Source organism: Kitasatospora sp. NBC_01266 (genome assembly GCF_036242395.1).
Classification (GTDB): Bacteria; Actinomycetota; Actinomycetes; order Streptomycetales; family Streptomycetaceae; genus Kitasatospora.
On record NZ_CP108458.1, the window covers coordinates 128,950 to 148,277 of the forward strand.

The following is a 19,328-nucleotide window of genomic DNA, read 5'->3' on the forward strand; positions in this document are numbered from 1 at the left end:
CAGGCCCAGGCCCACCAGCGAACCGGCGGCGAGTAGAGCAGACGCGCGGGTACAGGCGCAGGTGCGCGCCTGTACCCGCAGGCCCGTCATCGTCAGGGCTTCCGTTCAGCCTGGACGCACCGGGTGATGGAGGCTGGGTGTCTTTCCCGGCCCGCTACCGCTTGGTCAAGACGCGGTCGTCAGGTGCATTCCCTGGGCGTCCTGTCCTGGTGTGTTGTCGCAGGCTGCCTGGTGGACGCTGGGTGCGGCGGCCATGAGGGTGAGGCAGCGGCCGAGGGCGAGTTGGCCGTAGTAGTTGGGGTGGAAGGATTCCTGCATTTCTCCTTGGGCCCCGCCCATGACCAGGAAGCGGGCCCATTCGCTGGTGGTTGCCGAGGGCGGGTTGGCGGAGTCGGCCAGGGAGGTGGCGGTGGAGCAGACCTCTCGGCCCTGGAAGGCGTCGCGCAGGTCCAGGAAGTCCGCGCCCGCGGTCTGGGCGGCGGATTTGAGGGCGTCGGACATCTGGTTGACGAGGTGGTCGCGGGCCCAGTCGGCGTCCGAGAGGTAGATCGGGCAGCCGCCGGTGTTGATGCGGTCCCAGCCGCTTTCCGGGTAGCGGATTTCGGCGGCGCGGGGCAGCGGGGACGGGGCGGACTGCAGGATGATCCGGTAGCTGCCGGCCGCGTATCCGGCGCTGGTCATCGCGGCCTGGATGCTGCCGATGGCCTTGACGACGTTCTGCTGGGTGGCTGCGATCTTGGCGTCGACGTTGGCCTGCTGGGTCGTGTTGCACGGCCCGCTGCCGAAGATGAAGGCCTTGACGCAGGCGCTGATGATGTCGGAGAAACCCAGATCGTTGCCACCGATGGACAAGGCGATTTCTTTCACGTCGTACTGCCGGGCGACATTGACGAGCTGGTCGGCCTGCGGGTCTTCGCTCTTGAAGCTCTGGCCGCCGTCGGCGGCACGGAGGATGTTGGCCGTGGTGGCACCCGAGCAGGCCAGGTTGATCGAGACCTGGGCGATGTCGGTGGCGCTGTGTACCTCGGCGGAGTCCGAACGGTTGCAGCCGTCGTCGTAGGAAGTGCCGTAGACCTCGTAGGGGTTGTAGGTGCCCCAGCTGGTGTAGGCGCGGTCGGTGCCGTCGCGGCTGCCGGTGAAGGTGTTGCTGTTGCCCTGCCAGCGGCCACCTTCACCGGACATGAAGCTGTCGCCCAGGCTGACCACGGCGGTGGGAGGGGTGACCGATGCGACGTTCCAGGTCAGCTGCCTCTGGTTGCCTTCACGCCAGCCCCGGGTGTGCACGGGGCCGGCGGTGGGGCTGCCGATCCCGGCGTCGACGTTCTGTCCGGGGTCGCCGAACCACTGCAGGGCCCGAGCCCCCCAGCTCTCCCAGCCGCCGAAGGAGAACTCCTGCCCGCCCTGGGTGGGATAGGCCAGCGGCTGCAGGTCCAGCAGGCCTTGATTGCCTCCGGTGTAGCCCACGGCCCTGCCGAATTCGGGGTTGTAGAGCAGGAACTCGTTGTCGGAGCCGAAGCGCAGCCACTCGCAACCGAGGTTGGTCTTGTCGGTCGACAACCGCAGGGTGCCGTCGGCGGCAGCGCACAGCAGCTGGTCGGACCAGTTTCCGTTCATGATGTATGTCGCGCTGGCCGACCGGGCGGTCTCCGACGCGGCTTGGGCGACCGGCGCGACGTTCCAGGTCAGCTGCCTCTGGTTGCCGTCACGCCAGCCGCGGGTGCGCACGGCGTCGGTGCGGGGGGTGGTGCCGGTTCCGGCGTCGACGTTCTGCCCGGAGTCGCCGAACCACTGCAGGGCCCGAGCCCCCCAGCTCTCCCAGCCGCCGAAGGAGAACTGCTGTCCGCCCTGGGTGGGGTAGGCCAGATCCTGCATGATGAGCAGGCCCTGGTTGCCGCCCTGGTAGCCCAGTACCTTGCCCTTGGCCGGGTTGTACAGGCTGAACTGTCCGTCGTAGCCGATCCGCTCCCACTGGCAGTAGGGGTTGGTCTTGTCGTCGGAGATCCAGGTGTCGTCGTTGTCGGCGGCGGCGCACAGCATGGCGTTGCCCCACAGTCCGTTGGTCAGGTAGACCAGGGTGGCGGAGCTGAAGTTGGAGCTCTGGGGCACTCCCTTGTATTCGGTGGCCCAGCCGGTACTCAGGCCGCCTTCCTTCGCGTAGGCGTCACCGCCGGAGTCAATGCCGATGAGCGGCCCGTTGGTGGGGTCGCTGGCCAGCGCGTTCTGGCTGACCCCGCTGTACTCGTTGACCCAACCGGCGTTCAGGCCACCCTCCTTCACGTACGCGTTGCCGTCCTTACCGAGGACGCCGATCAGCGGCCCGTTCGTGGCATCGCTGGCCAGCGCGAGCTGACTCACCCCGCCGTACTCGTTGACCCAACCGGCGTTCAGGCCACCCTCCTTCACGTACGCGTTGCCGTCCTTACCGAGGACGCCGATCAGCGGCCCGTTCGTGGAATCGCTGGCCAGCGCGAGCTGACTCACCCCGCCGTACTCATTGACCCAACCGGCGTTCAGGCCACCCTCCTTCACGTACGCATTGCCATCCGTTCCCACGACCCCGATCAACGGCCCGTTCGTGGAATCGCTGGCCAGCGCGAGCTGACCCACCCCGCCGTACTCATTGACCCAACCGCTGCTCAGGCCACCCTCCTTCACGTACGCATTGCCATCCGTTCCCACGACCCCGATCAACGGCCCGTTCGTGGCATCGCTGGCCAGCGCGAGCTGACCCACCCCGCCGTACTCATTGACCCAACCGGCGTTCAGGCCACCCTCCTTCACGTACGCATTGCCGTCCTCGCCGAGGACCCCGATCAGCGGCCCGTTCGTGGGATCGCTGGCAACGGCGACCTGGGTGGCTCCGCTGTATTCCAGCACCCAGTCGGGATTCCGGTCACTCTCCTTGACGTACACGTCACCATCGGCGGTGAGGACGCCGATCAGCGGCCCGTTGGTGGGGTCACTGGCGACCACCACCTGCTTCACCAGCTCCGGATCCGCCGGGCCGGACCCGCCGGTGGTCGTCGCGGCCGAGGCCCCGGACACCGGAGCCAGCGCCGCCAGGAACAGCGTTAGTGCGGCGATCGCGACGGGAGAGCGCCCCGTCCACCGCAGGATTTGTCGTTGCTTGACGCCCACGCACGTCTCCACTTCCAGGAGGGATGAGTTGTCCGACCAAGGCTTGGCCAGCCTGGCCGCATTGCGTGAGCACATCACTGAGCCGGGCACAGGCACCAGGAAGAAGAGCGGGACGAACTACCGGAAGAACCCCCGGACACCGCCCTGGCGGCCTGGTCAGGACACCAGGGAGCAGGGGGCAGGGGGCAGGGAGCAACCGTGCTGCCGGCTACTGGTGGAAACTCGGGTGGCCTCGGCGCGCCGTCTGGGTAGAGTTGCGCGGGTGCCCGAGCTGAAGCAGTTGGATGCCGGCCATGCCGCGGCGGTCCTGGCCTTCGAGCTGGCGAACCGTGCCTACTTCGCTGCCTCGGTCTCCGACCGCGGCGACGAGTTCTACAACCGGTTCGCCGACCGGCACCGCGCCTCGCTGGCCGAACAAGAGGCCGGCAGCTGCGCCTTCTACGTGCTGGTCGCCGAGGACGGTTCGGTTCTGGGCCGGTTCAACCTGTACGACATCGAGGGCGGCACCGCCAACCTCGGCTACCGGGTCGCGCAGCACGTCGCCGGCCGCGGCGTGGCGACCGCGACCGTCCGAGAGCTGTGCCGGCTGGGGGCGGCGCGGCACGGGCTGCGCACCCTGCGGGCGGCCACCGCCGACGCCAATGCCGCGTCCCGGAAGGTGCTGACCAAGGCCGGGTTCGTCCTGGTCGGCCCGGCCGACCCGGCCGGCCTCGGCGGAAAGCCCGGCACCTGGTACGAGCGCGACTTGGCACTTCAGGTGTAGGCACAGGACCAGGCCGGCTCCGTGTACTCGGCGTACATGGGCCGACGGTTCAGCTCGACGCGAGGGTGCGCCGGTGATCCCCGGTCAGCGGCGGCCGGTGGCCAGGATGACGAGGAACTGGCCGCCGCCCGCCTCGATGTCGGCGGTCACCGGCAGCCCCGGTACCAGCCGGGAGAACCGGTCCACCAGCCAGTCCGCCGCCTCCTGGGCGTCCTGCCTGGTCGGACAGCGGCCCACCATCTCGCGGCCCCCCTTGCGCTCCAGCCGGCCGGCAACGGTGATCAGCGGCGCGGGTTCGACCACGTACAGGCGGTCCGGCCAGGCGATGACCACCTTGACCGCACCCTTGCGGGTGTTGCACCCGCGGTGCGCGAGCCGCTCGGCGACCTTGGCCTTCCGGTCGGCGGTCCGGCTGTCGACGCTGGGCCCCCGCGGGTCGTTCACCGACTTGTCGGGGTCGACCGGTTCGTCGCACACCCAGCACAGCCAGCCATCGCGCTCGGCCACATCATCAAGGAGACTCATCCGAGCAAACTAGCCTGCCCGGCCGCCACCCCGCACATCAGGGCCTCGGCAGAGTCGCGACACCGGCCGCCAATGCCGCAACGGCCGGCCGACCAGCCGCCGTGTTTCGGTTCGCTCCGCGCGTGATCCGGGCGGTTGCAGGAGGCGGCAGCGGAGTCTGGTCCTCGCCGTCAGCGGTGGAGGAAGGAGTGGCTGCGGCCGAGCTCGGTGAAGCCGCGGCGGGCGTACCACTCGCGCGGCCAGTCGTTCACGTCCGCGGCGAGGAAGAGCTGCGGGATTCCGGCAGCGGCGGCCAGCGCCAAGCCGGTCGCGAGCAGGGTGTCGCCGTGGCCCTGCCCACGGTGCGGTGTGGCGGTGGTCAGGTCCTCCAACTGGGCCAGCCCGGCGGTGGGGTCGAGGTAGAGGTCGGCCCAGGCCGTGATCTCGCCGTCCGGCGTCCGGGCGGCCAGGAAGAACACCTGCTCGGCGCCGCGCAGCCGGGCGGTGCGGCGCTCGGTGAGCTGCCGGGCGAGGTCCTCGTCCGGGGTCCAGTCCAGTTGCTGGCGGAACACCGCCGCTCGCAGCTCGGCCAGCTCGACCTGGTGCGCGGCGCGTTCGGGCCGTGCGCAGCCGGCCGTCTCCCGGGCCAGTATCAGCTCGGTGTCCCGGTCGTAGCCGACCGCCGCGAGTACCGGGGTGGCCCGCGCGCCGAGCGCCTCGTCGAGCACCGTGATCCGGTACTGCTGACGCTTCCCGAGGCCCTGCACAGCCAGCCCGGGCAGTGCTGCCGGGTCGGCGTCCGTGGTCTCGACGATCAGTTGGTTGTGCTCCTGGGAGCGGGAGAAGTCCGGGTCGCGAACCGCGAAGGCCCCGGGCAGCTCGACGATTTCAGCGGCCTGGCGGCGGGCGAAGGCGGCGCGGAAGGCGGTCACGCGCTCAAGTAGATCCGACACCCCGTCATGCTCGACCCACCCGCTGCCGCAGGCAACTGCTTTTCCCTGCTGCGGCCTCAGCGAGTTGATCACGGTTGTGTAGCGTCTACCAGATGAGTGATGACTGGCGGATGGATCGGATCGGAAGTGCACTGCGGGGAGAGAACCCCGCCGTGCTCAGGCGCCTTGAGGCGGGCTTCGCGGTGATCGGGGATGTGCAGTTCCTGCCCGGATACTCGGTGCTGCTCGCGGATGACGCGGATGTGCGGCGACTGTCGGACCTGCCGAGGGCGAGGCGGCTGGCCTTCCTGTCCGACATGGACCGGCTGGGGGAAGCGGTCGAGCGTGCGTGCAGGCGCCTCGACCCGGCTTTCCGTCGGGTGAACCTGGAGATCCTCGGCAATACCGACGGCTTCCTGCATGCGCATGTGTGGCCGCGATTCGAGTGGGAACCGGCCGATCTCGTGGGCATGCCGGTGTGGCTGTATCCGCACGAGCGGTGGAGCGATGAGCAGTTCGCGCTCGGCCCGCAGCATGACGTGCTGCGGGAGGCTATCGGCACGGAGCTGGATCGGTTGAAGGACGTGCGCTGACGGGTCGGCCCCGTTGTGACGACCGGGCGGGACCGGGCCGGGGCCCTTCCTCGGCGCCGTGCTGGCGGCACCGAGGAAGGGCCCCGACACTGACCCGGCCCGGTCAGCGCCTGCAGCGGTGCCCTAGGGCTGTCGTCAAACCCCCTTCGTCGCCCGCAGGGCGGCTTGGCGGCGTCAGGTGCGTGCTCTCGGCGTGCCGGGCGCAGGCCCTCGTACTGGACGTACTTGGGCCTGTGCCCGGTGCGGCGAGAGTGCGTGCATGGCGTCGCCGAGCAGAGGGGGGTTTGACGACAGCCCCTAAACGTGGCCGGCCGCTGCGGGGCTGCCGGTCAGCGGCAGGGTGTTGTCCAGCTGCTGCCAGTTGCCGGACGGTCCGGTGCCGACGCGGTACCACTGCCACAGGCTGTTGTCGGCGCCGCGGGCGTAGACGTTGGCGCGGCCCGCGACCTCGGCCGCACTCGGTGCGCCGGCGATGACCTGGCTGCCGAGGCTGTACCAGCCGCTGCTCCAGCCGCCGCCGGCCGTCCAGTTGAGTTCGCCGACCGTGCCGCCGCTCTGGGCGGCGAACACGTCGAGCTGGCCGGGACCGGCGCTGGCCGCGGCGGGGGACGAGGTCAGCGTGCCGCCGAGGCTCGACCAGCCGGTCCACGCGCCGTTGACGTAGCTCCTCTGCCACAGGGCGTTGTCGGTGCCGCGGGCGAAGACGTCGACGCGGTTCAGCGACGCCACGGCGGCCGGGGCTCCGGTGAACGTGCCGGGGCCGGTGGTGGTGTTCGGGCCGCCCAGGTTGGTCCAGTCGGCCGTCCACGCGACGTTCGGGCTGTTGGCCGCACCCGAGCCGGGGACCTGCTGGTAGGTCTTCTGGTACAGGGCACCGTCGGTGCCGCGGACGAACACGTCGATGCGGTCCTGGCCCAGGCCGGCCGCGGTCGGGCTGTCCGACAGGGTTCCGCCGAGGCTGGCCCAGGCGCCCCAGGCGCCGTTGGTGTAGGTGTCCTCCCACAGGGCGTTGTCGCCGCCCCGGACGAAGACGTCGGTACCGGACGGCGAGGACACGACCGCCGGGGCGCCCTGGATCGAGCCGGGGCCGGTGGAGCCGGCGGTGCCCAGCGGCAGGGTCTGCCAGGCAGACCACGAACCGCCGTTCCAGCTCTTCTGGTTCAGGCCCGAGGCGCCGGCGGCGAACACCGTCTCCGGCTTCTGCTCACTCGCGCCGGTCAGTCCCAGCATCACCGACTGGTGGGCGGCCAGGGTGAAGGAGAGCGATCCGGTCTGGCTCAGGCTGCCGAGACCGGCGCCGGTGTACAGGTTCTGCACCGACGGACTGCCCAGCAGATCCAGGCCCTGCGTGGTGAACGAGTACGTCGTCGACGAGGCGCTCGTGTTCAGCAGCAGGACGGCGCGGCTCCCGGGCGTCGCGAGCTGCTTGGACCACACCTGCACGGTGCCGTTGTCGAGGACTTTCTGGGCCTGCTTGTCGGCGCTGTCCTGGTCGACGGCGATGACGGCCTGGTTGGCGACGACGGCCGCGGTGGCCGGGGTGAGGTTGGTGACGTCCGTCGACAGGACGAGCGGCGCGCCTTGGATGGCCCACATGCCGAAGTAGGACTGCTGCTCGTCGGGGGTGAGTCCGTAGGTCGTGCCGCCGCTGGACTGCTGCCGGCCGGTGGTGGGGTCGTTACCGAAGCCGGGTCCGATCAGCAGGTAGTCCGGGTCGTTGTACTGCCCTGCGGCTTCGTTGCTGGGGTGGTCGTTCAGCAGGAAGTTGTTCTGCACGTTGCCGAAGTTGATCCAGGAGGAGCCGCCGTCGGCCGGGGTCCCGTAGCCGTTCGCCCCGGTGATGTCGCTTCCGGTGCGCCAGGTTCGCCCGGCCGCGCCGCCCCAGAGAGACGGGTTGTCGGGTCCGCCCTGTCCCCATTCGCAGACCTCCAGGGACATCGGACGGGGCACGCCGGCCGAGGTCCTGGCGTTGGCCAGCAGGCTGCCCCAGGCCTCGTAGTCGGCCATGGTCGAGCCGTAGCCCGAGGGCACACCGCCGCAGTGGTCGACCTTGACCCAGTCGAAGCCCCAGGTGGCGAAGGTCGTGACATCGGCGGCCTCGTGGCCGCCGCTGCCGTTCTGTCCGCCGCACCCGCTGGTCCCGGTGTCGGTGTAGATGCCGGCGTACAGCCCGAGCGAGTGGATGTAGCCGGTGAGGTCGCTCATCGAGTTGAGCGTCACCGAGGGCACGGTGGTGCCGTTGGACAGGGTGACCGCCTTGGTCCGGTAGCCCGAGAGGAAGGCGGAGTCGGGGACGATGTTCCCGCCCGCGTCGCGGCCGGCGGACCCGTTGGTCCACCAGCCGCCGTCCATGCCGACGTCCCTGTATCCGAGGTCGGCCATGCTCTCGTGCGTGCCGGAGCCGTTGAGCGGGAGGTCGCTGTTCTGCGCGGCGAGCGCCGCGGCCGCGTCGGCGATGTTCTGCGAGTCGTAGTTGTTGTTGTAGAAGTACCAGGAGTTCCAGCCCATCGGCGCCGTCATGGCGCCGAACGTGCCGGGCGGAACCGACGCCGCGGCGGGCGTCGGCCGGCTGACGGCCGTCACCGCCAGCGAGCCGGCCAGGGCCATCGTGACGCTCAGCGCCGCGGTCGCGATGCGTCTACCGAGCGTGCGGGCCGTCCGTGCCTGACGGACCGCCGATTCCATGTCGGTCATTTCCAACCTCCATTGCCGGGTGGGGACGAGGGGGTCTTGAGGAAGTGCGGGTGTGGAAGAAGCGGGGTGTTGCAGAAGCGGCGCCAGCGGGCCCGTGGCAGGTGGTGACCCGGGCAGGCCGACGGCACGTTCGCCGGCGCGGCGCTGCTGGGCTCGAATCCTGGGACCGGACAACCAGCACTGTCAAGATATTTGCATAATTAATCACAAGCGCTACGGTGACGACGTGACTGAGCAGACCTGTCGAAGATTCCAGGGCCGCGTCGCCCTGATCACCGGTGCCGCCAGCGGCATCGGCGCCGCCACCGCGAGGCGGCTGGCCGCCGAGGGCGCGGCCGTGGTGGCCGTCGACATCGCCGATGCGGCCGGCCGGGCCGTCGTCGAGGCGATCACCGGCGAGGGCGGCCAAGCGGAGTACCGGCACGGCGACGTGACCTCGGCCGCGATGTGGGACGAGCTGGCCGCGCACGTGCGCAGCCGCTACGGACGGCTGGACGTGCTGCACAGCAACGCCTACGCCGTCGTGGTCAAACCCGCCCACGAGCTGACCGAGGGCGAGTGGGACACCCAGCTCGCGGTGACGCTCAAGGCCTCCTGGCTGGCGATCCGCGCCTTCGCCGGGGCGCTGCGGGAGAGCGAGGGTTCGGTGGTGCTCACCTCCTCGGTGCACGCGCTGGTAGGCCTGCCGGGACACCCGGCGTACGCCGCCGCCAAGGGCGCGCTGTGTGCGATGGGCCGTCAACTCGCCGTCGAGTACGGCCCGCAGGTGCGGGTCAACACCATCGTGCCCGGGCCGATCATGACGGCGGCCTGGGACCGGGTGGACGAGGCCGGGCGGGCCGACAGCGTCAGCGAGACCGTCGCCAAGCGCTTCGGCCGGCCCGAGGAGGTGGCGGCGGCCGTGGCCTTCCTCGCCTCCTCGGACGCCTCCTACGTCACCGGCGTGAACCTGGTGGTGGACGGCGGCTGGTCCGTCGTCAAGGCTTCCTCGTGAACACGCGAAGGATCGACGCGCGGGCCGCCCGCCCGCGCAGACCCACGGAGGACCAGTCGCCATGAACCACCCGGTACGAGGACTGCACGGACAGGCCGTCGAGGTCATCGGCGCGCAGATCATCGGCGGCGCGTACGCCCCGGGCGACTCGCTCTACCCCGACCAGCTCGAGCGGGAACTCGGCGTCAGCAAGACCGTCGTGCGCGAGGCGCTGCGGGTGCTGGCCTCCAAGGGGCTGATCGACTCCCGCCAGAAGCGCGGCACCTTCGTGCGACCGCGCACCGACTGGAACCTGCTGGACAGCGACCTGCTGCGCTGGCAGGGCCTGGGCACCCCCGACGAGACCTTCCTCGACAACCTCGGCGAGGTCCGCGCCATCGTCGAACCGGCCGGGGCCCGGCTGGCCGCCGAGCGCCGCGACGAGAGCGACCTGGCCGCGCTGCAGGACGCACTCGAGCGGATGGCAGCCGCGGGCAGTGACGCCCACGCCGCTGTCGAGGCCGACCTCGCCTTCCACCGAGCGCTGCTGGCCGCCGCCCACAACGAGCTCCTCACCCGCATGGAGGTCGTGATCGAGGCCGGTCTGCGGGTGCGCGACCACATCGTGCACGGCGCCGACCAGAGCGCCGACGCCGTCCCCGCCCACCGGGCCGTCCTGGACGCCGTGCGCGCCCAGCAGCCGGAGGCGGCCGCCCGCGCCGTCCAGGACCTGCTCACCCAGGCCGCCGCCGACCTGCACAGCCTTCTTGACGACAACAGACCGGGGGAGACCGGATGAAGATCACAGCACTGGAGACCTTCCTCGTCGCACCACGCTGGCTGTTCCTGCGCATCGCCACCGACGAGGGGATCACCGGCTGGGGCGAACCCGTCGTGGAGGGCCGCGCCGAAACCGTCCAGGCGGCCGTCCGCGAACTCGCCGACCACCTGGTCGGCGAGGACCCGCTGCGCATCGAGCACCACTGGCAGATCCTCACCAAGGGCGGCTTCTACCGCGGTGGCCCGGTGCTCTCCAGCGCGGTCGCCGGCATCGACCAGGCGCTCTGGGACATCGCCGGCAAGGCCCACGGCGTGCCCGTCCACCAGCTGCTCGGCGGCCACGTCCGCGACCGGGTGCGGATGTACGCGTGGATCGGCGGCGACCGCCCCGCCGACGTCGCCGAACTCGCCCGGGCCCAGGTGGAAGCGGGCTTCACCGCCGTCAAGATGAACGGCTCCGCGCAGCTGCGCCCCATCGACACCCCCGCCCAGACCCAGGCCGTGATCGACCGGGTGGCCGCCGTGCGCGAGGTCCTCGGGGACGAACGCGACGTGGCCATCGACTTCCACGGCCGGATGTCCACGGCCATGTCCCGGCGCCTGCTGCCCCTGCTGGAGCCGCTGCACCCGCTGTTCGTGGAGGAGCCCGTCCTGCCCGAGCACGCCCGCGACCTGCGCAGCCTCGTCGACTCGACCTCCGTGCCGCTGGCGGTGGGTGAGCGGCTCTACTCCCGCTCGGACTTCCGCGACGTGCTCGCCACCGGCATCGCCGTCGCCCAGCCCGATGTGTCCCACGCCGGCGGCATCTCCGAGGTCCGGCGCATCGCCTCCCTCGCCGAGGTCCACGACGTCACGATGGCCCCGCACTGCCCGCTCGGCCCGATCGCCCTCGCGGCCAGCCTCCAACTCGCCTTCGCGATACCGAACTTCCTCATCCAGGAACAGAGCCTCGGGATCCACTACAACCAGGGCAACGACCTGCTGGACTACCTGCTCGACCCCGAGCCGTTCCGCTTCACCGACGGCCACGCCGCCCGGCCCACCGGCCCTGGCCTGGGCATCGAGATCGACGAGGACGCCGTGCGCCGCGCCGCCGAGACCGGCCACCGCTGGCGCAACCCCGTCTGGCACCACCAGGACGGGTCGTTCGCGGAATGGTGACCGACCTGCCGATCGCGGCCCGCACCGACCCGGCCCACGGCGGCCGGTGGACCTCGCTGCGGGCCGGCGACCGCGAATGGCTCTGGACCCGCCCGGATCCGGCCCGCAGCACCGTCCGCCCCGGCGACGCCTTCGTGGACGCCGGCGGACTGGAGGAGTGCGTCCCGACCGTGCGCGGCATACCCGACCACGGCGACGCCTGGTCCCGGCCCTGGCGGCGCGAGGGCGACACCGAGATCCTGCACTCCCCCGACTTCGAGCTGCGCCGGCGCGTCGAGAGCGGTCCGGCAACGCTGCGCGCCCGCTACGAGCTGCACGCCGACCCGGGCTACCGCCTGATCTGGGCCGCCCACGCACTGCTCGACGTCACCCCGGCCGCCCGGTTGGCCGCGCCGCACGCCACACCGACCCGGCTCTTCCCCGAGGCGGCCGAGCTGCTGGCACACCCGTGGCCCGCCAGTGCCCACCACCTCACCGGCCCCTGGCCCGCGCCCCACGGCCTGCGCCTGGACCGCCTCGGCCCCGACGACGGCACCGCCGTGGGCGCGATCCTCACCGACTGCGCGAGCGTGACCGTCATCGACGGCCCCGACACGCTCACCCTGTCCCTGCGGACCGACGCCGACGTCCCCGTCTCCGTCGCCCTCTGGCGCAACCTGCGCGGCTTCCCGGCGCCGACCCCCTACCGCAGCATCGGCGTCGAACCGATGCTCGGATCCGTCTTCGACCTGGCCGAGGCCGGGCCCGGCGACGCCGCGACCGTGCCACCCGGCGGCACGCTGCGCTGGGAGCTCGACATCACCGCGACCAGCACCCGCCCCCCTGGACCGACAAGGCCCCTCGTATGAACCTCACCGACCTGCCCTACCGGACACTGGCCATCGTGCGCGGCACCGACCGCGACGCGGCCCTGCGCACCGTCCTCACCCTCGCCGAGGAGGGCATCACCGCCACCGAGGTGTCGCTGACCACCCCCGGCGCGCTGTGGGTGATCGAGCGGGCCCGCCGCGAGCTCGGCCCGCACGCCACGCTCGGCGCCGGCACCGTGCTCAGCGGCGAGGACGCGGCGCGCGCCGCCGACGCCGGCGCGGGCTTCCTGGTCACTCCCGGCCTCGGCGACGGCCTGCGCCACGGGCCGGCGCCCGAACTCCCCATGCTGATCGGCGCGGTGACGCCCAGTGAGGTGATCGTCGCCACCGAGCGCGGAGCCCTCGGCGTCAAGCTCTTCCCCGCCTCCCTCGGCGGCCCCGGCTACCTGAAGGCCCTTCGGGACCCCTTCCCCACCGTGCCGTTCGTGCCCGTCGGCGGCATCGACGCGGCCCGCGCCCTCGCCTACCTCGCCGCCGGCGCGGTCGCGGTGGGTGTCGGCTCACCCCTGGTCGGCGACGCCGCCGCCGGTGGAGACCTGACCGCCCTGCGCGAGCGCGTCGCCGAGTGGCGCACCGCCCTGACCGAGGAGATCGCGGCATGACCGGCCCCGAGGTTGTCACCGTCGGGGAGGCCATGGCCGCCCTGCGGGCCACCGGCCCGGTCAGGCTCGGCGCGCCGATGCAGCTCTCCGTCGCCGGGGCCGAGGCCAATGTGGCGATCGGCCTGGCTCGACTCGGGCACCGGGTCGGCTGGGTGGGCCGCGTCGGCGACGACGAGTTCGGCGCCCTCGTCCTGCGCACGCTGCGCGCGGAGCAGGTCGACGTCAGCCACGCACGGCTCGACACCGACGGCCGGCCCACCGGCCTGATGGCCCGCGAGGACCGGATCGCCGACCTGGTCAACGTCGCCTACTACCGCGCGGGCTCGGCCGGCTCGGCCCTTCGGGTCGCGGACGTCCTGCCCGCCCTGGATCCCGGTGTCCGCATCCTCCAGCTGACCGGAATCACGCCCGCCCTGAGCCCCGGCGCCGCCGAGGCCGTCCACGCGGCGGCTCTCAGGGCCCGGGAACTCGGCATCACGATCTGCCTGGACGTCAACTACCGTGCCCGCCTCTGGTCGCCGGCCGAGGCGCGCAGCGCCCTGCTGCCAGTTGCCCGGCTCGCCGATGTGCTGGTCGCCTCAGCCGACGAACTGCACCTGGTCTGCGAGGATCCGTCCCTGCCCGAGCAGGACGGGGTCGCCGCGCTGCTCGCGCAGGGACGCCGCGAGGTGGTGATCACCCGTGGCGGCGACGGCGCGAGCGCCACCAGCGCGGACGGCACCGTCAGCACCCTCGCGCGCAAGGTGCCCGTCGTCGACGTGGTCGGGGCCGGCGACGCCTTCGTCGCGGGCTACCTCTCCGGCCTGCTCGACGGACTCGACGTCGAAGGCCGCCTCCACCGGGCCGCCACCACCGGCGCCTTCGCCGTCAGCACCCGAGGCGACTGGGAGGGCCTGCCCACCCGCCGCGACCTCGCACTCCTCGACCAACCCGCCGGCACCACCCTTCGCTAGAAACCCCCTTGGAGCTTCCATGACCGATTCCAGCCAGGTCCAGGTGTGGGCCGCCGGAGACCACGAACTCGGCGAAGGCGCCCGCTGGATCGACGGACGACTCGTGTACGTCGACATCCTCGCCGGCCGCCTGCTCGAAGTCGCCGACCTCCCCGGCCCGCGAACTCCGCGCGAAATCGCCCGTCTTGACGTACCGCTGGGCGCCGTCGCCCCGATCAGCGGCCGCCCCGGACACTGGATCGCCGCCGCCGGCACCGGCATCGCGCTGCTCGACCCCGCCGGCGACCTGGACTGGCTCGCCCGCCCCGAGGACCGATCCCCCGTCCCCACCAGGATGAACGACGGCGTCTGCGACCCGCACGGCCGCTTCTGGGCCGGCAGCATGCCCTACGACGGCACCCCCGGCGCCGGCTCCCTCTACCGCACCGACCACGACGGCTCCGTGCACCGCGTCCTGGACGGCATGACCATCGTCAACGGCCCCGCCTTCAACAGTGCGGGAGACCTCCTCTACGTCGCGGACAGCACGGCCGGAGTCATCCACCGCTACGACCTCGACGCCGACGGCAACCCCACCAGCCGCGAGGAGTTCGCCCGGGTAGCGGTCGGCGGCTCCCCCGACGGCATGACGGTGGACACCGACGGCTGCCTCTGGGTCGCCATCTGGGGCCACGGCGCCGTCCACCGCTACCACCCCGACGGCACCCACCTGACCACCCTGCGGCTGCCCACCCCCCAGCCCACCTCCGTCTGCCTCCCCCCGTCCGGCGGCCGCCTCCTGATCACCACCGCCCACCACGGCCTCAGCCGCCCCGCCGGCCCAGCCGGATCGGTGCTGTGCGCCGCCGTCGAGGCATCGGCCCCGCCCGCCCACGCCTACCGGCAGGGGTAGCACACCGGTGGATCGCGCGCACCGTCGCGCGCACCGTCCGGGTTCGCGGCGGACTACGGAGGCGCCTGGTGCCAGGTCCGGGTGTCGAGCAGGCCGGCGGCGTTCAGCTCGGCCAGGGCGCGTCGGACGAGGGTGGCGTCGGCCGGCGGGTGGGTGCGGGTGAGGGCCGTGCTGAGGTCGGTGAGCGTGCGGGTGCCGTCGGCCAGGTGGTAGACGGCGGCGCACAGCGGGCTGAGGAGGTGTCCCTGCTCGGCGTTCTCGTCGTAGACGGCCAGCCGGCCGTCGGCGATCTCCTTGACGCGCAGCCCGTCGCGGTGGGCCCGGGGGGCCGTCATCGGGGCGCTCCTTTCGGTGTCCGCGCGGTGGTACCGGTGGTACTGGTGGTACCGGTGGTTCACGGGGTGAACTGGTCACGCAGGTCCGCCGCCACCAGTTCGATCTGGTCACTCCGGGCGGCGATGACGGGGACGGTGCGGTAGCAGTCGGGCCGGTTCCAGCGGGCCAGGTACTGGTCGAGCGCGGTGTTGCGCTGGATCCAGGCGGACATGGACTCGACGGTGTCGGGGAGTTCGTCGAGCAGGTGGGTGAAGACGCTGCGGTGGTAGGCGATGGCGTGCGTGGTGGTGATGCCCGTGACGGCTTCCAGGTGGTGGCAGCCCTCGGTGCGCGGGAAGGTCCGCCCCCAGTCGGCACCGCCGAGGTAGAGCAACGACCATGGCCGGTCACCGAGTTCGGCCAGGGCCCGGCGCAGCACCCAGGTCGTGCCGGGGAGGAAGAGGGCGTCGTCCTCCAGGACGAGCAGGGTCTCCAGACCGTCGGTGTGGGCCTGCTGGATGGCGTGGCGGTGGGAGAGGGCGCAGCCGATGTGGTGGTTGGCCGGTGTGGCGGTGGCCGGTTGGCGGTGGATTCGTTCGGGTGGGATACCCAGGGTGTTCAGCCGGCCCTGCACGGCTTGCCAGCGGTCGGGGCGTTCGTCGAGGTTGATGCAGGTGATGCCGCCGAAGGCGGTGAAGGGGTTGCGCGTCCCGGTCCGGTAGTCGGCGAGCCACTGCTGGACCACTGCCTCGTCCAGGAAGGCGGTGAAGTGGTCGATGGCCTCGTCGGCGCTCTGGCCGAGTTCGTCGAAGCCGATCAGGTAGTTGCGCAGGCGCTGGTACCAGGTCTGGGCGGGCGGGGTGGGACGGGGTGCGTCGAAGCGGTGGGTCCAGCGCAGGGCGGGCAGGCACCAGGTGGTGCGGCCGGCGCGGCGGAACTTCTCGTGGAGGTGGCCTTCTTCGCCGCCGTGGCCGGTGAAGGCCGGGTTCAGGCCGGGCCACGCCTGGGTCCGGCAGGCGAAGACGCCCAGGCCCTGCATGCCGATCTCGAACGGCGGCGCGGACGGGTCGGTGCCGCGCGGGTCGGTTGCCCACACCCCGTACATGCCCTGTCCCCAGCGGGGCTCCCAGTGGGTGGACACCTTCCGTCCGTCCAGCGAGACCAGCGGCCCCTGGAGCAGGTCGCCGCTGTCGGGGTGCTCGTCGATGTGGTCCAGCAGGGCGGCCAGCGCCCCAGGGGGCAGTTGGACGTGGGAGTCCACGCAGAGCACCCAGTCCGAGGCCGCCTCGCGGAAGACCCGGTCGCGGGCGGCGGTGCCCACCCGCCGGTCGTAGGGAACGTAGCGCAGCTGGGGGATCTCCTGCTCCAGCCGCTTCAGGGCCCAGGCGTGCGGGCCGGAGGGGTGGTTGTCGACCACCAGGATGCTGACCCGGTCCATCACCTCGGCGTGGTAGAGCAGCAGGCTCGTCACGGTGAAGTACACGCCGTCGTAGTCGTCGTAGGTGGCCATGCCCACGGTGAGGGTGCGCGGCTCCTGGGCCGGTCCGGGCTTCGGGCACTGCCGGAAGCGGTCGTCGGACGCGGCCACCAGTTCCCGTAGCGCCGTCAGCCCCGCCTCGTCCACCGTCTCGGCTGCCGCCTGGTTCATCGCCTCGGCTGCCGCGCCGGACGGATCCGCTGCCGTCATCCCCACTCCAACTCACTGAGGCGCACGCTCAGCGGCTCCAGTCGACCGGGACGACGGCGCACTTGAGCCGGCGGTCGCTGGGGGGCGCCGTACTGAAGCAGTCCGTGCCGATGGTGATCGTCCCGTGCGCCGAGGTCGCCACGTGGACACCGTCGCCGACCAGTACGGCGTCGTAGCCGTTCAGCAGTTCCTGGACGGTACCGGGACCGAAGTTCTCCGAGGAGCTGATGCCGGCGATTCCGCCGTAGTTGGTGTAGGCCGAGCCCAGCAGGTGGCCGCCGGAGGTGTAGAACCGGACCTGCAGGCCCACCAGCGGTCGCCCGGTGACGATGTCGGTGACGGTGGCGGAGATGTTCTCCAACTGCAGGCTCGTGAGGTTCAGCGTCCCCTGGCTGGCACTCATGCCCACGGGCTTCAGGCTGGGGCAGTCGGCCTCACCGCAGATGGGCGGCTGGGCCACGGCGGGCGTCGCGGACGCGGCGATGACGCCGAGCGACAGCGTGCTCACCGCGACGGCCGCGATTCTGGCGACCTTGTTTCCTGGAACCTTCATGTCCCCTCCGGGAGGTGGCTGTGTGACGGGCTGTTCGGTGCCATCCCACCCGAATGACCGGCTCCACCGCTTGCGGAAATCAGGACAAAGGGGATCCCGGTGGCATTGTTCGCCCCATCGGATGAACACCCTGGCCGGAGCCGCGTTCGACCCCCGAGCCCCTGCCCGAGAAGCGGGCCTGTCACCCGGCGCCCAACGGCTCCTCTCCAGCGGCGAGTTCGTTGTCCGCCGAGGCCGTGGCCAGTTCCGAGTCCTGTTCCGCCCGGCGCAGTTGCTCCAGCACCGCCTCGCGGTCGGTAAGCAGGACGGTCAGGATCCGGCGGGCCGACTTGAGGAGTTCGGAGACGTCCGCACCGGCCAGCGCGTACAGCACGGTGCCCCGCTCCCGGGTGGAGACCACGATGCCCGAGCGCTTGAGCACCGCGAGTTGCTGGGAGAGGCTGGACGGCTCGATCCGCAGGTCGGCCGGCAGGTCCCGCACCGGGAGCGGTCCGCCCTGGAGGAGCTCCAGTACCCGGATCCGCACCGGGTGGCCCAGCATCCGGAAGAACTCCGCCTTGACCTGGTACAGCGGCTGGTGCATCAGAACTCCAGCATGCTCTCGACCTGCTTCTCGGCGGGGCACACGTCTCGCTGCCTCGCGCGCGGCCCGGTCGGCGGCCGCCCGGTCGGCCGGTCGGCGGCGGAGCCGTCCACTGCGACGGTGACGGGCTGGTCCACAGTGCTCAGCTTCTCGGTGCCGGCTCCCCCGGTGGCGTCGGGTCAGGCGGACCGGTCGGCGATCGTGCGGGCCAGGGCGGTGCCGGGTTCGGTGTTCACTACTCCTCCTCAGGTGCGGAACAGCGCGACCTTCAGCGCGCCGTTGGTCCCGGCGTCGGCGAAGACGTCGTAGGCCTCCTGCATCTCGTCCAGGCCGAGGCGGTGGGTGACGAGGTCGGTGGCGCCCAGGCGTCCGGCGGCGAGCAGGTCGAGCAGCAGCGGGGTGGTGCTGGTGTCGACCAGGCCGGTGGTGATCGTGAGGTTCTTGATCCAGAGTTCTTCGAGGTGCAGCGTGGCCGGTCTGCCGTGCACGCCCACGTTGGCGACCCGCCCGCCGGGGCGGACGATCCTGGTGCAGAGCTCGAAGGTCTGCGGTATACCGACGGCCTCGATGGCGACGTCGGCGCCCAGTCCGTCCGGGCTCAGCGCGCGGATGGCGGCGGCGTCGACCGCCGCGGCGTTCAGCACCTCGTCGGCGCCGAGGCGCTTGGCGGCGTCGAGTCGGCTGTCGGCCAGGTCGACGGCGATGATCCGGCCGGGACTGTAGAGGCGGGCGGTGGTGACGGCGGCCAGCCCGATCGGCCCGGCGCCGACGATCACCACGGTGTCCCCTGGGCTCACCCGCCCGTTGCGGACGCCGACCTCGAAGGAGGTGGGCAGGACGTCCGCCAGCAGCAGGGCCGCCTCGTCGGAGACGGCGTCGGGGAGCTTGTGCAAGGAGTTGTCGGCGAACGGCGCGCGCACGTACTCGGCCTGGGTCCCGTCGATCAGGTGGCCCAGGATCCAGCCCCCGCCGCCGGTGCACTGGCCGTAGGCGGCCTGGCGGCAGTAGCCGCACCGCCCGCAGGCCGAGATGCAGGAGACCAGGACCCGGTCGCCGGTCGCGACGGTCCGCACACCGGGGCCGGTCTGGACGACGGTACCCACCGCCTCGTGGCCGAGGATCCGGCCGTCCGTCACCTCGGGGACGTCGCCCTTGAGGATGTGCAGGTCGGTGCCGCAGATGGTGACCGCGTCCACCCGGACGATCGCGTCCTCGGGGTCGGCGACGGCCGGGTCGGGGACCTCGCCCCAGCTGCGGCGGCCCGGTCCGTGGTAGGTCAGTGCTCTCATCGTCCGCACTCCTTCCGGTCTCTCCTCCAGGGTCGGCCCCCTCCGGT

At 71.8% G+C, this 19,328-nt stretch carries 19 protein-coding genes; 9 read left to right on the plus strand and 10 right to left on the minus strand.

Features of this window, described 5'->3' with window-relative positions:
* Positions 1 to 165 precede the first annotated feature (165 nt).
* Positions 166 to 3,228 carry a hypothetical protein gene (locus OG403_RS00590; RefSeq protein ID WP_329560447.1) on the minus strand — a complete coding sequence of 1,021 codons (3,063 nt, stop codon included), beginning with the start codon at positions 3,226 to 3,228 and terminating at the stop codon, positions 166 to 168.
* 172 nt (positions 3,229 to 3,400) lie between these two features.
* Between OG403_RS00590 and OG403_RS00595 the strand changes: the two genes are divergently transcribed.
* Complete coding sequence (locus OG403_RS00595) at positions 3,401 to 3,901, plus strand: GNAT family N-acetyltransferase (RefSeq protein ID WP_329560448.1); 501 nt, start codon at positions 3,401 to 3,403, stop codon at positions 3,899 to 3,901.
* Positions 3,902 to 3,985: 84 nt separating this feature from the next.
* Here the strand turns inward: OG403_RS00595 and OG403_RS00600 are convergent, their stop codons facing one another.
* Both OG403_RS00600 and OG403_RS00605 read right to left on the minus strand, forming a co-directional pair.
* Positions 3,986 to 4,426 carry a hypothetical protein gene (locus OG403_RS00600; protein WP_329560449.1) on the minus strand — a complete coding sequence of 147 codons (441 nt, stop codon included), beginning with the start codon at positions 4,424 to 4,426 and terminating at the stop codon, positions 3,986 to 3,988.
* Between the two features lie 170 nt (positions 4,427 to 4,596).
* Positions 4,597 to 5,337, minus strand: a complete 741-nt coding sequence (locus tag OG403_RS00605) for a GNAT family N-acetyltransferase (protein ID WP_329560450.1) — start codon at positions 5,335 to 5,337, stop codon at positions 4,597 to 4,599.
* Positions 5,338 to 5,450: 113 nt separating this feature from the next.
* Here OG403_RS00605 and OG403_RS00610 point away from each other — a divergent pair, with 113 nt between their 5' ends.
* Positions 5,451 to 5,930 (plus strand): HIT family protein, encoded by a 480-nt coding sequence (locus OG403_RS00610; protein WP_329560452.1) that lies wholly within the window; start codon positions 5,451 to 5,453, stop codon positions 5,928 to 5,930.
* Between the two features lie 297 nt (positions 5,931 to 6,227).
* Here OG403_RS00610 and OG403_RS00615 read toward each other — a convergent pair whose 3' ends face one another.
* Positions 6,228 to 8,624, minus strand: coding sequence for a hypothetical protein (locus OG403_RS00615; RefSeq protein ID WP_329560453.1), 2,397 nt, complete (start codon positions 8,622 to 8,624; stop codon positions 6,228 to 6,230).
* A gap of 226 nt (positions 8,625 to 8,850) precedes the next feature.
* Between OG403_RS00615 and OG403_RS00620 the strand changes: the two genes are divergently transcribed.
* From OG403_RS00620 to OG403_RS00650, 7 genes are all read left to right on the plus strand, one after another.
* Positions 8,851 to 9,618: an SDR family NAD(P)-dependent oxidoreductase gene (locus OG403_RS00620; RefSeq protein ID WP_329560454.1), complete on the plus strand. Its 768-nt coding sequence runs from the start codon at positions 8,851 to 8,853 to the stop codon at positions 9,616 to 9,618.
* Positions 9,619 to 9,679: 61 nt separating this feature from the next.
* Positions 9,680 to 10,396, plus strand: coding sequence for a FadR/GntR family transcriptional regulator (locus tag OG403_RS00625; protein WP_329560456.1), 717 nt, complete (start codon positions 9,680 to 9,682; stop codon positions 10,394 to 10,396).
* The gene (gene dgoD, locus OG403_RS00630) at positions 10,393 to 11,538 is read left to right on the plus strand and encodes a galactonate dehydratase (RefSeq protein ID WP_329560458.1); all 1,146 of its coding nucleotides are present in this window, start codon (positions 10,393 to 10,395) and stop codon (positions 11,536 to 11,538) included. Before OG403_RS00625 ends, dgoD begins: the two co-directional genes overlap by 4 nt.
* A complete protein-coding gene (locus tag OG403_RS00635; protein WP_329560460.1) occupies positions 11,532 to 12,386 on the plus strand; it encodes a hypothetical protein in 855 nt (284 codons plus the stop codon). The genes dgoD and OG403_RS00635 overlap by 7 nt, the downstream gene beginning before the upstream one ends.
* Entirely contained in the window at positions 12,383 to 13,009 is a 627-nt protein-coding gene (locus tag OG403_RS00640; RefSeq protein WP_329560462.1) for a bifunctional 4-hydroxy-2-oxoglutarate aldolase/2-dehydro-3-deoxy-phosphogluconate aldolase, read from the plus strand. Before OG403_RS00635 ends, OG403_RS00640 begins: the two co-directional genes overlap by 4 nt.
* Positions 13,006 to 13,962: a sugar kinase gene (locus OG403_RS00645; protein WP_329560464.1), complete on the plus strand. Its 957-nt coding sequence runs from the start codon at positions 13,006 to 13,008 to the stop codon at positions 13,960 to 13,962. The genes OG403_RS00640 and OG403_RS00645 overlap by 4 nt, the downstream gene beginning before the upstream one ends.
* A gap of 19 nt (positions 13,963 to 13,981) precedes the next feature.
* Positions 13,982 to 14,854, plus strand: coding sequence for an SMP-30/gluconolactonase/LRE family protein (locus OG403_RS00650; protein WP_329560466.1), 873 nt, complete (start codon positions 13,982 to 13,984; stop codon positions 14,852 to 14,854).
* Between the two features lie 53 nt (positions 14,855 to 14,907).
* On the opposite strand, the gene OG403_RS00655 is transcribed toward OG403_RS00650, so the two are convergent.
* The 6 genes from OG403_RS00655 to OG403_RS00680 form a co-directional block, all read right to left on the minus strand.
* Complete coding sequence (locus OG403_RS00655; RefSeq protein WP_329560468.1) at positions 14,908 to 15,189, minus strand: hypothetical protein; 282 nt, start codon at positions 15,187 to 15,189, stop codon at positions 14,908 to 14,910.
* A gap of 59 nt (positions 15,190 to 15,248) precedes the next feature.
* Entirely contained in the window at positions 15,249 to 16,856 is a 1,608-nt protein-coding gene (locus OG403_RS00660; RefSeq protein ID WP_329560470.1) for a glycosyltransferase, read from the minus strand.
* A gap of 28 nt (positions 16,857 to 16,884) precedes the next feature.
* Positions 16,885 to 17,409, minus strand: a complete 525-nt coding sequence (locus tag OG403_RS00665; protein ID WP_329560471.1) for a hypothetical protein — start codon at positions 17,407 to 17,409, stop codon at positions 16,885 to 16,887.
* Positions 17,410 to 17,590: 181 nt separating this feature from the next.
* Entirely contained in the window at positions 17,591 to 17,992 is a 402-nt protein-coding gene (locus OG403_RS00670) for an ArsR/SmtB family transcription factor (protein WP_329560473.1), read from the minus strand.
* Complete coding sequence (locus OG403_RS00675) at positions 17,992 to 18,129, minus strand: hypothetical protein (protein WP_329560475.1); 138 nt, start codon at positions 18,127 to 18,129, stop codon at positions 17,992 to 17,994. Before OG403_RS00675 ends, OG403_RS00670 begins: the two co-directional genes overlap by 1 nt.
* A 108-nt stretch (positions 18,130 to 18,237) precedes the next feature.
* Entirely contained in the window at positions 18,238 to 19,281 is a 1,044-nt protein-coding gene (locus OG403_RS00680) for a zinc-dependent alcohol dehydrogenase family protein (RefSeq protein ID WP_329560477.1), read from the minus strand.
* Between the last annotated feature and the right edge of the window lie 47 nt (positions 19,282 to 19,328).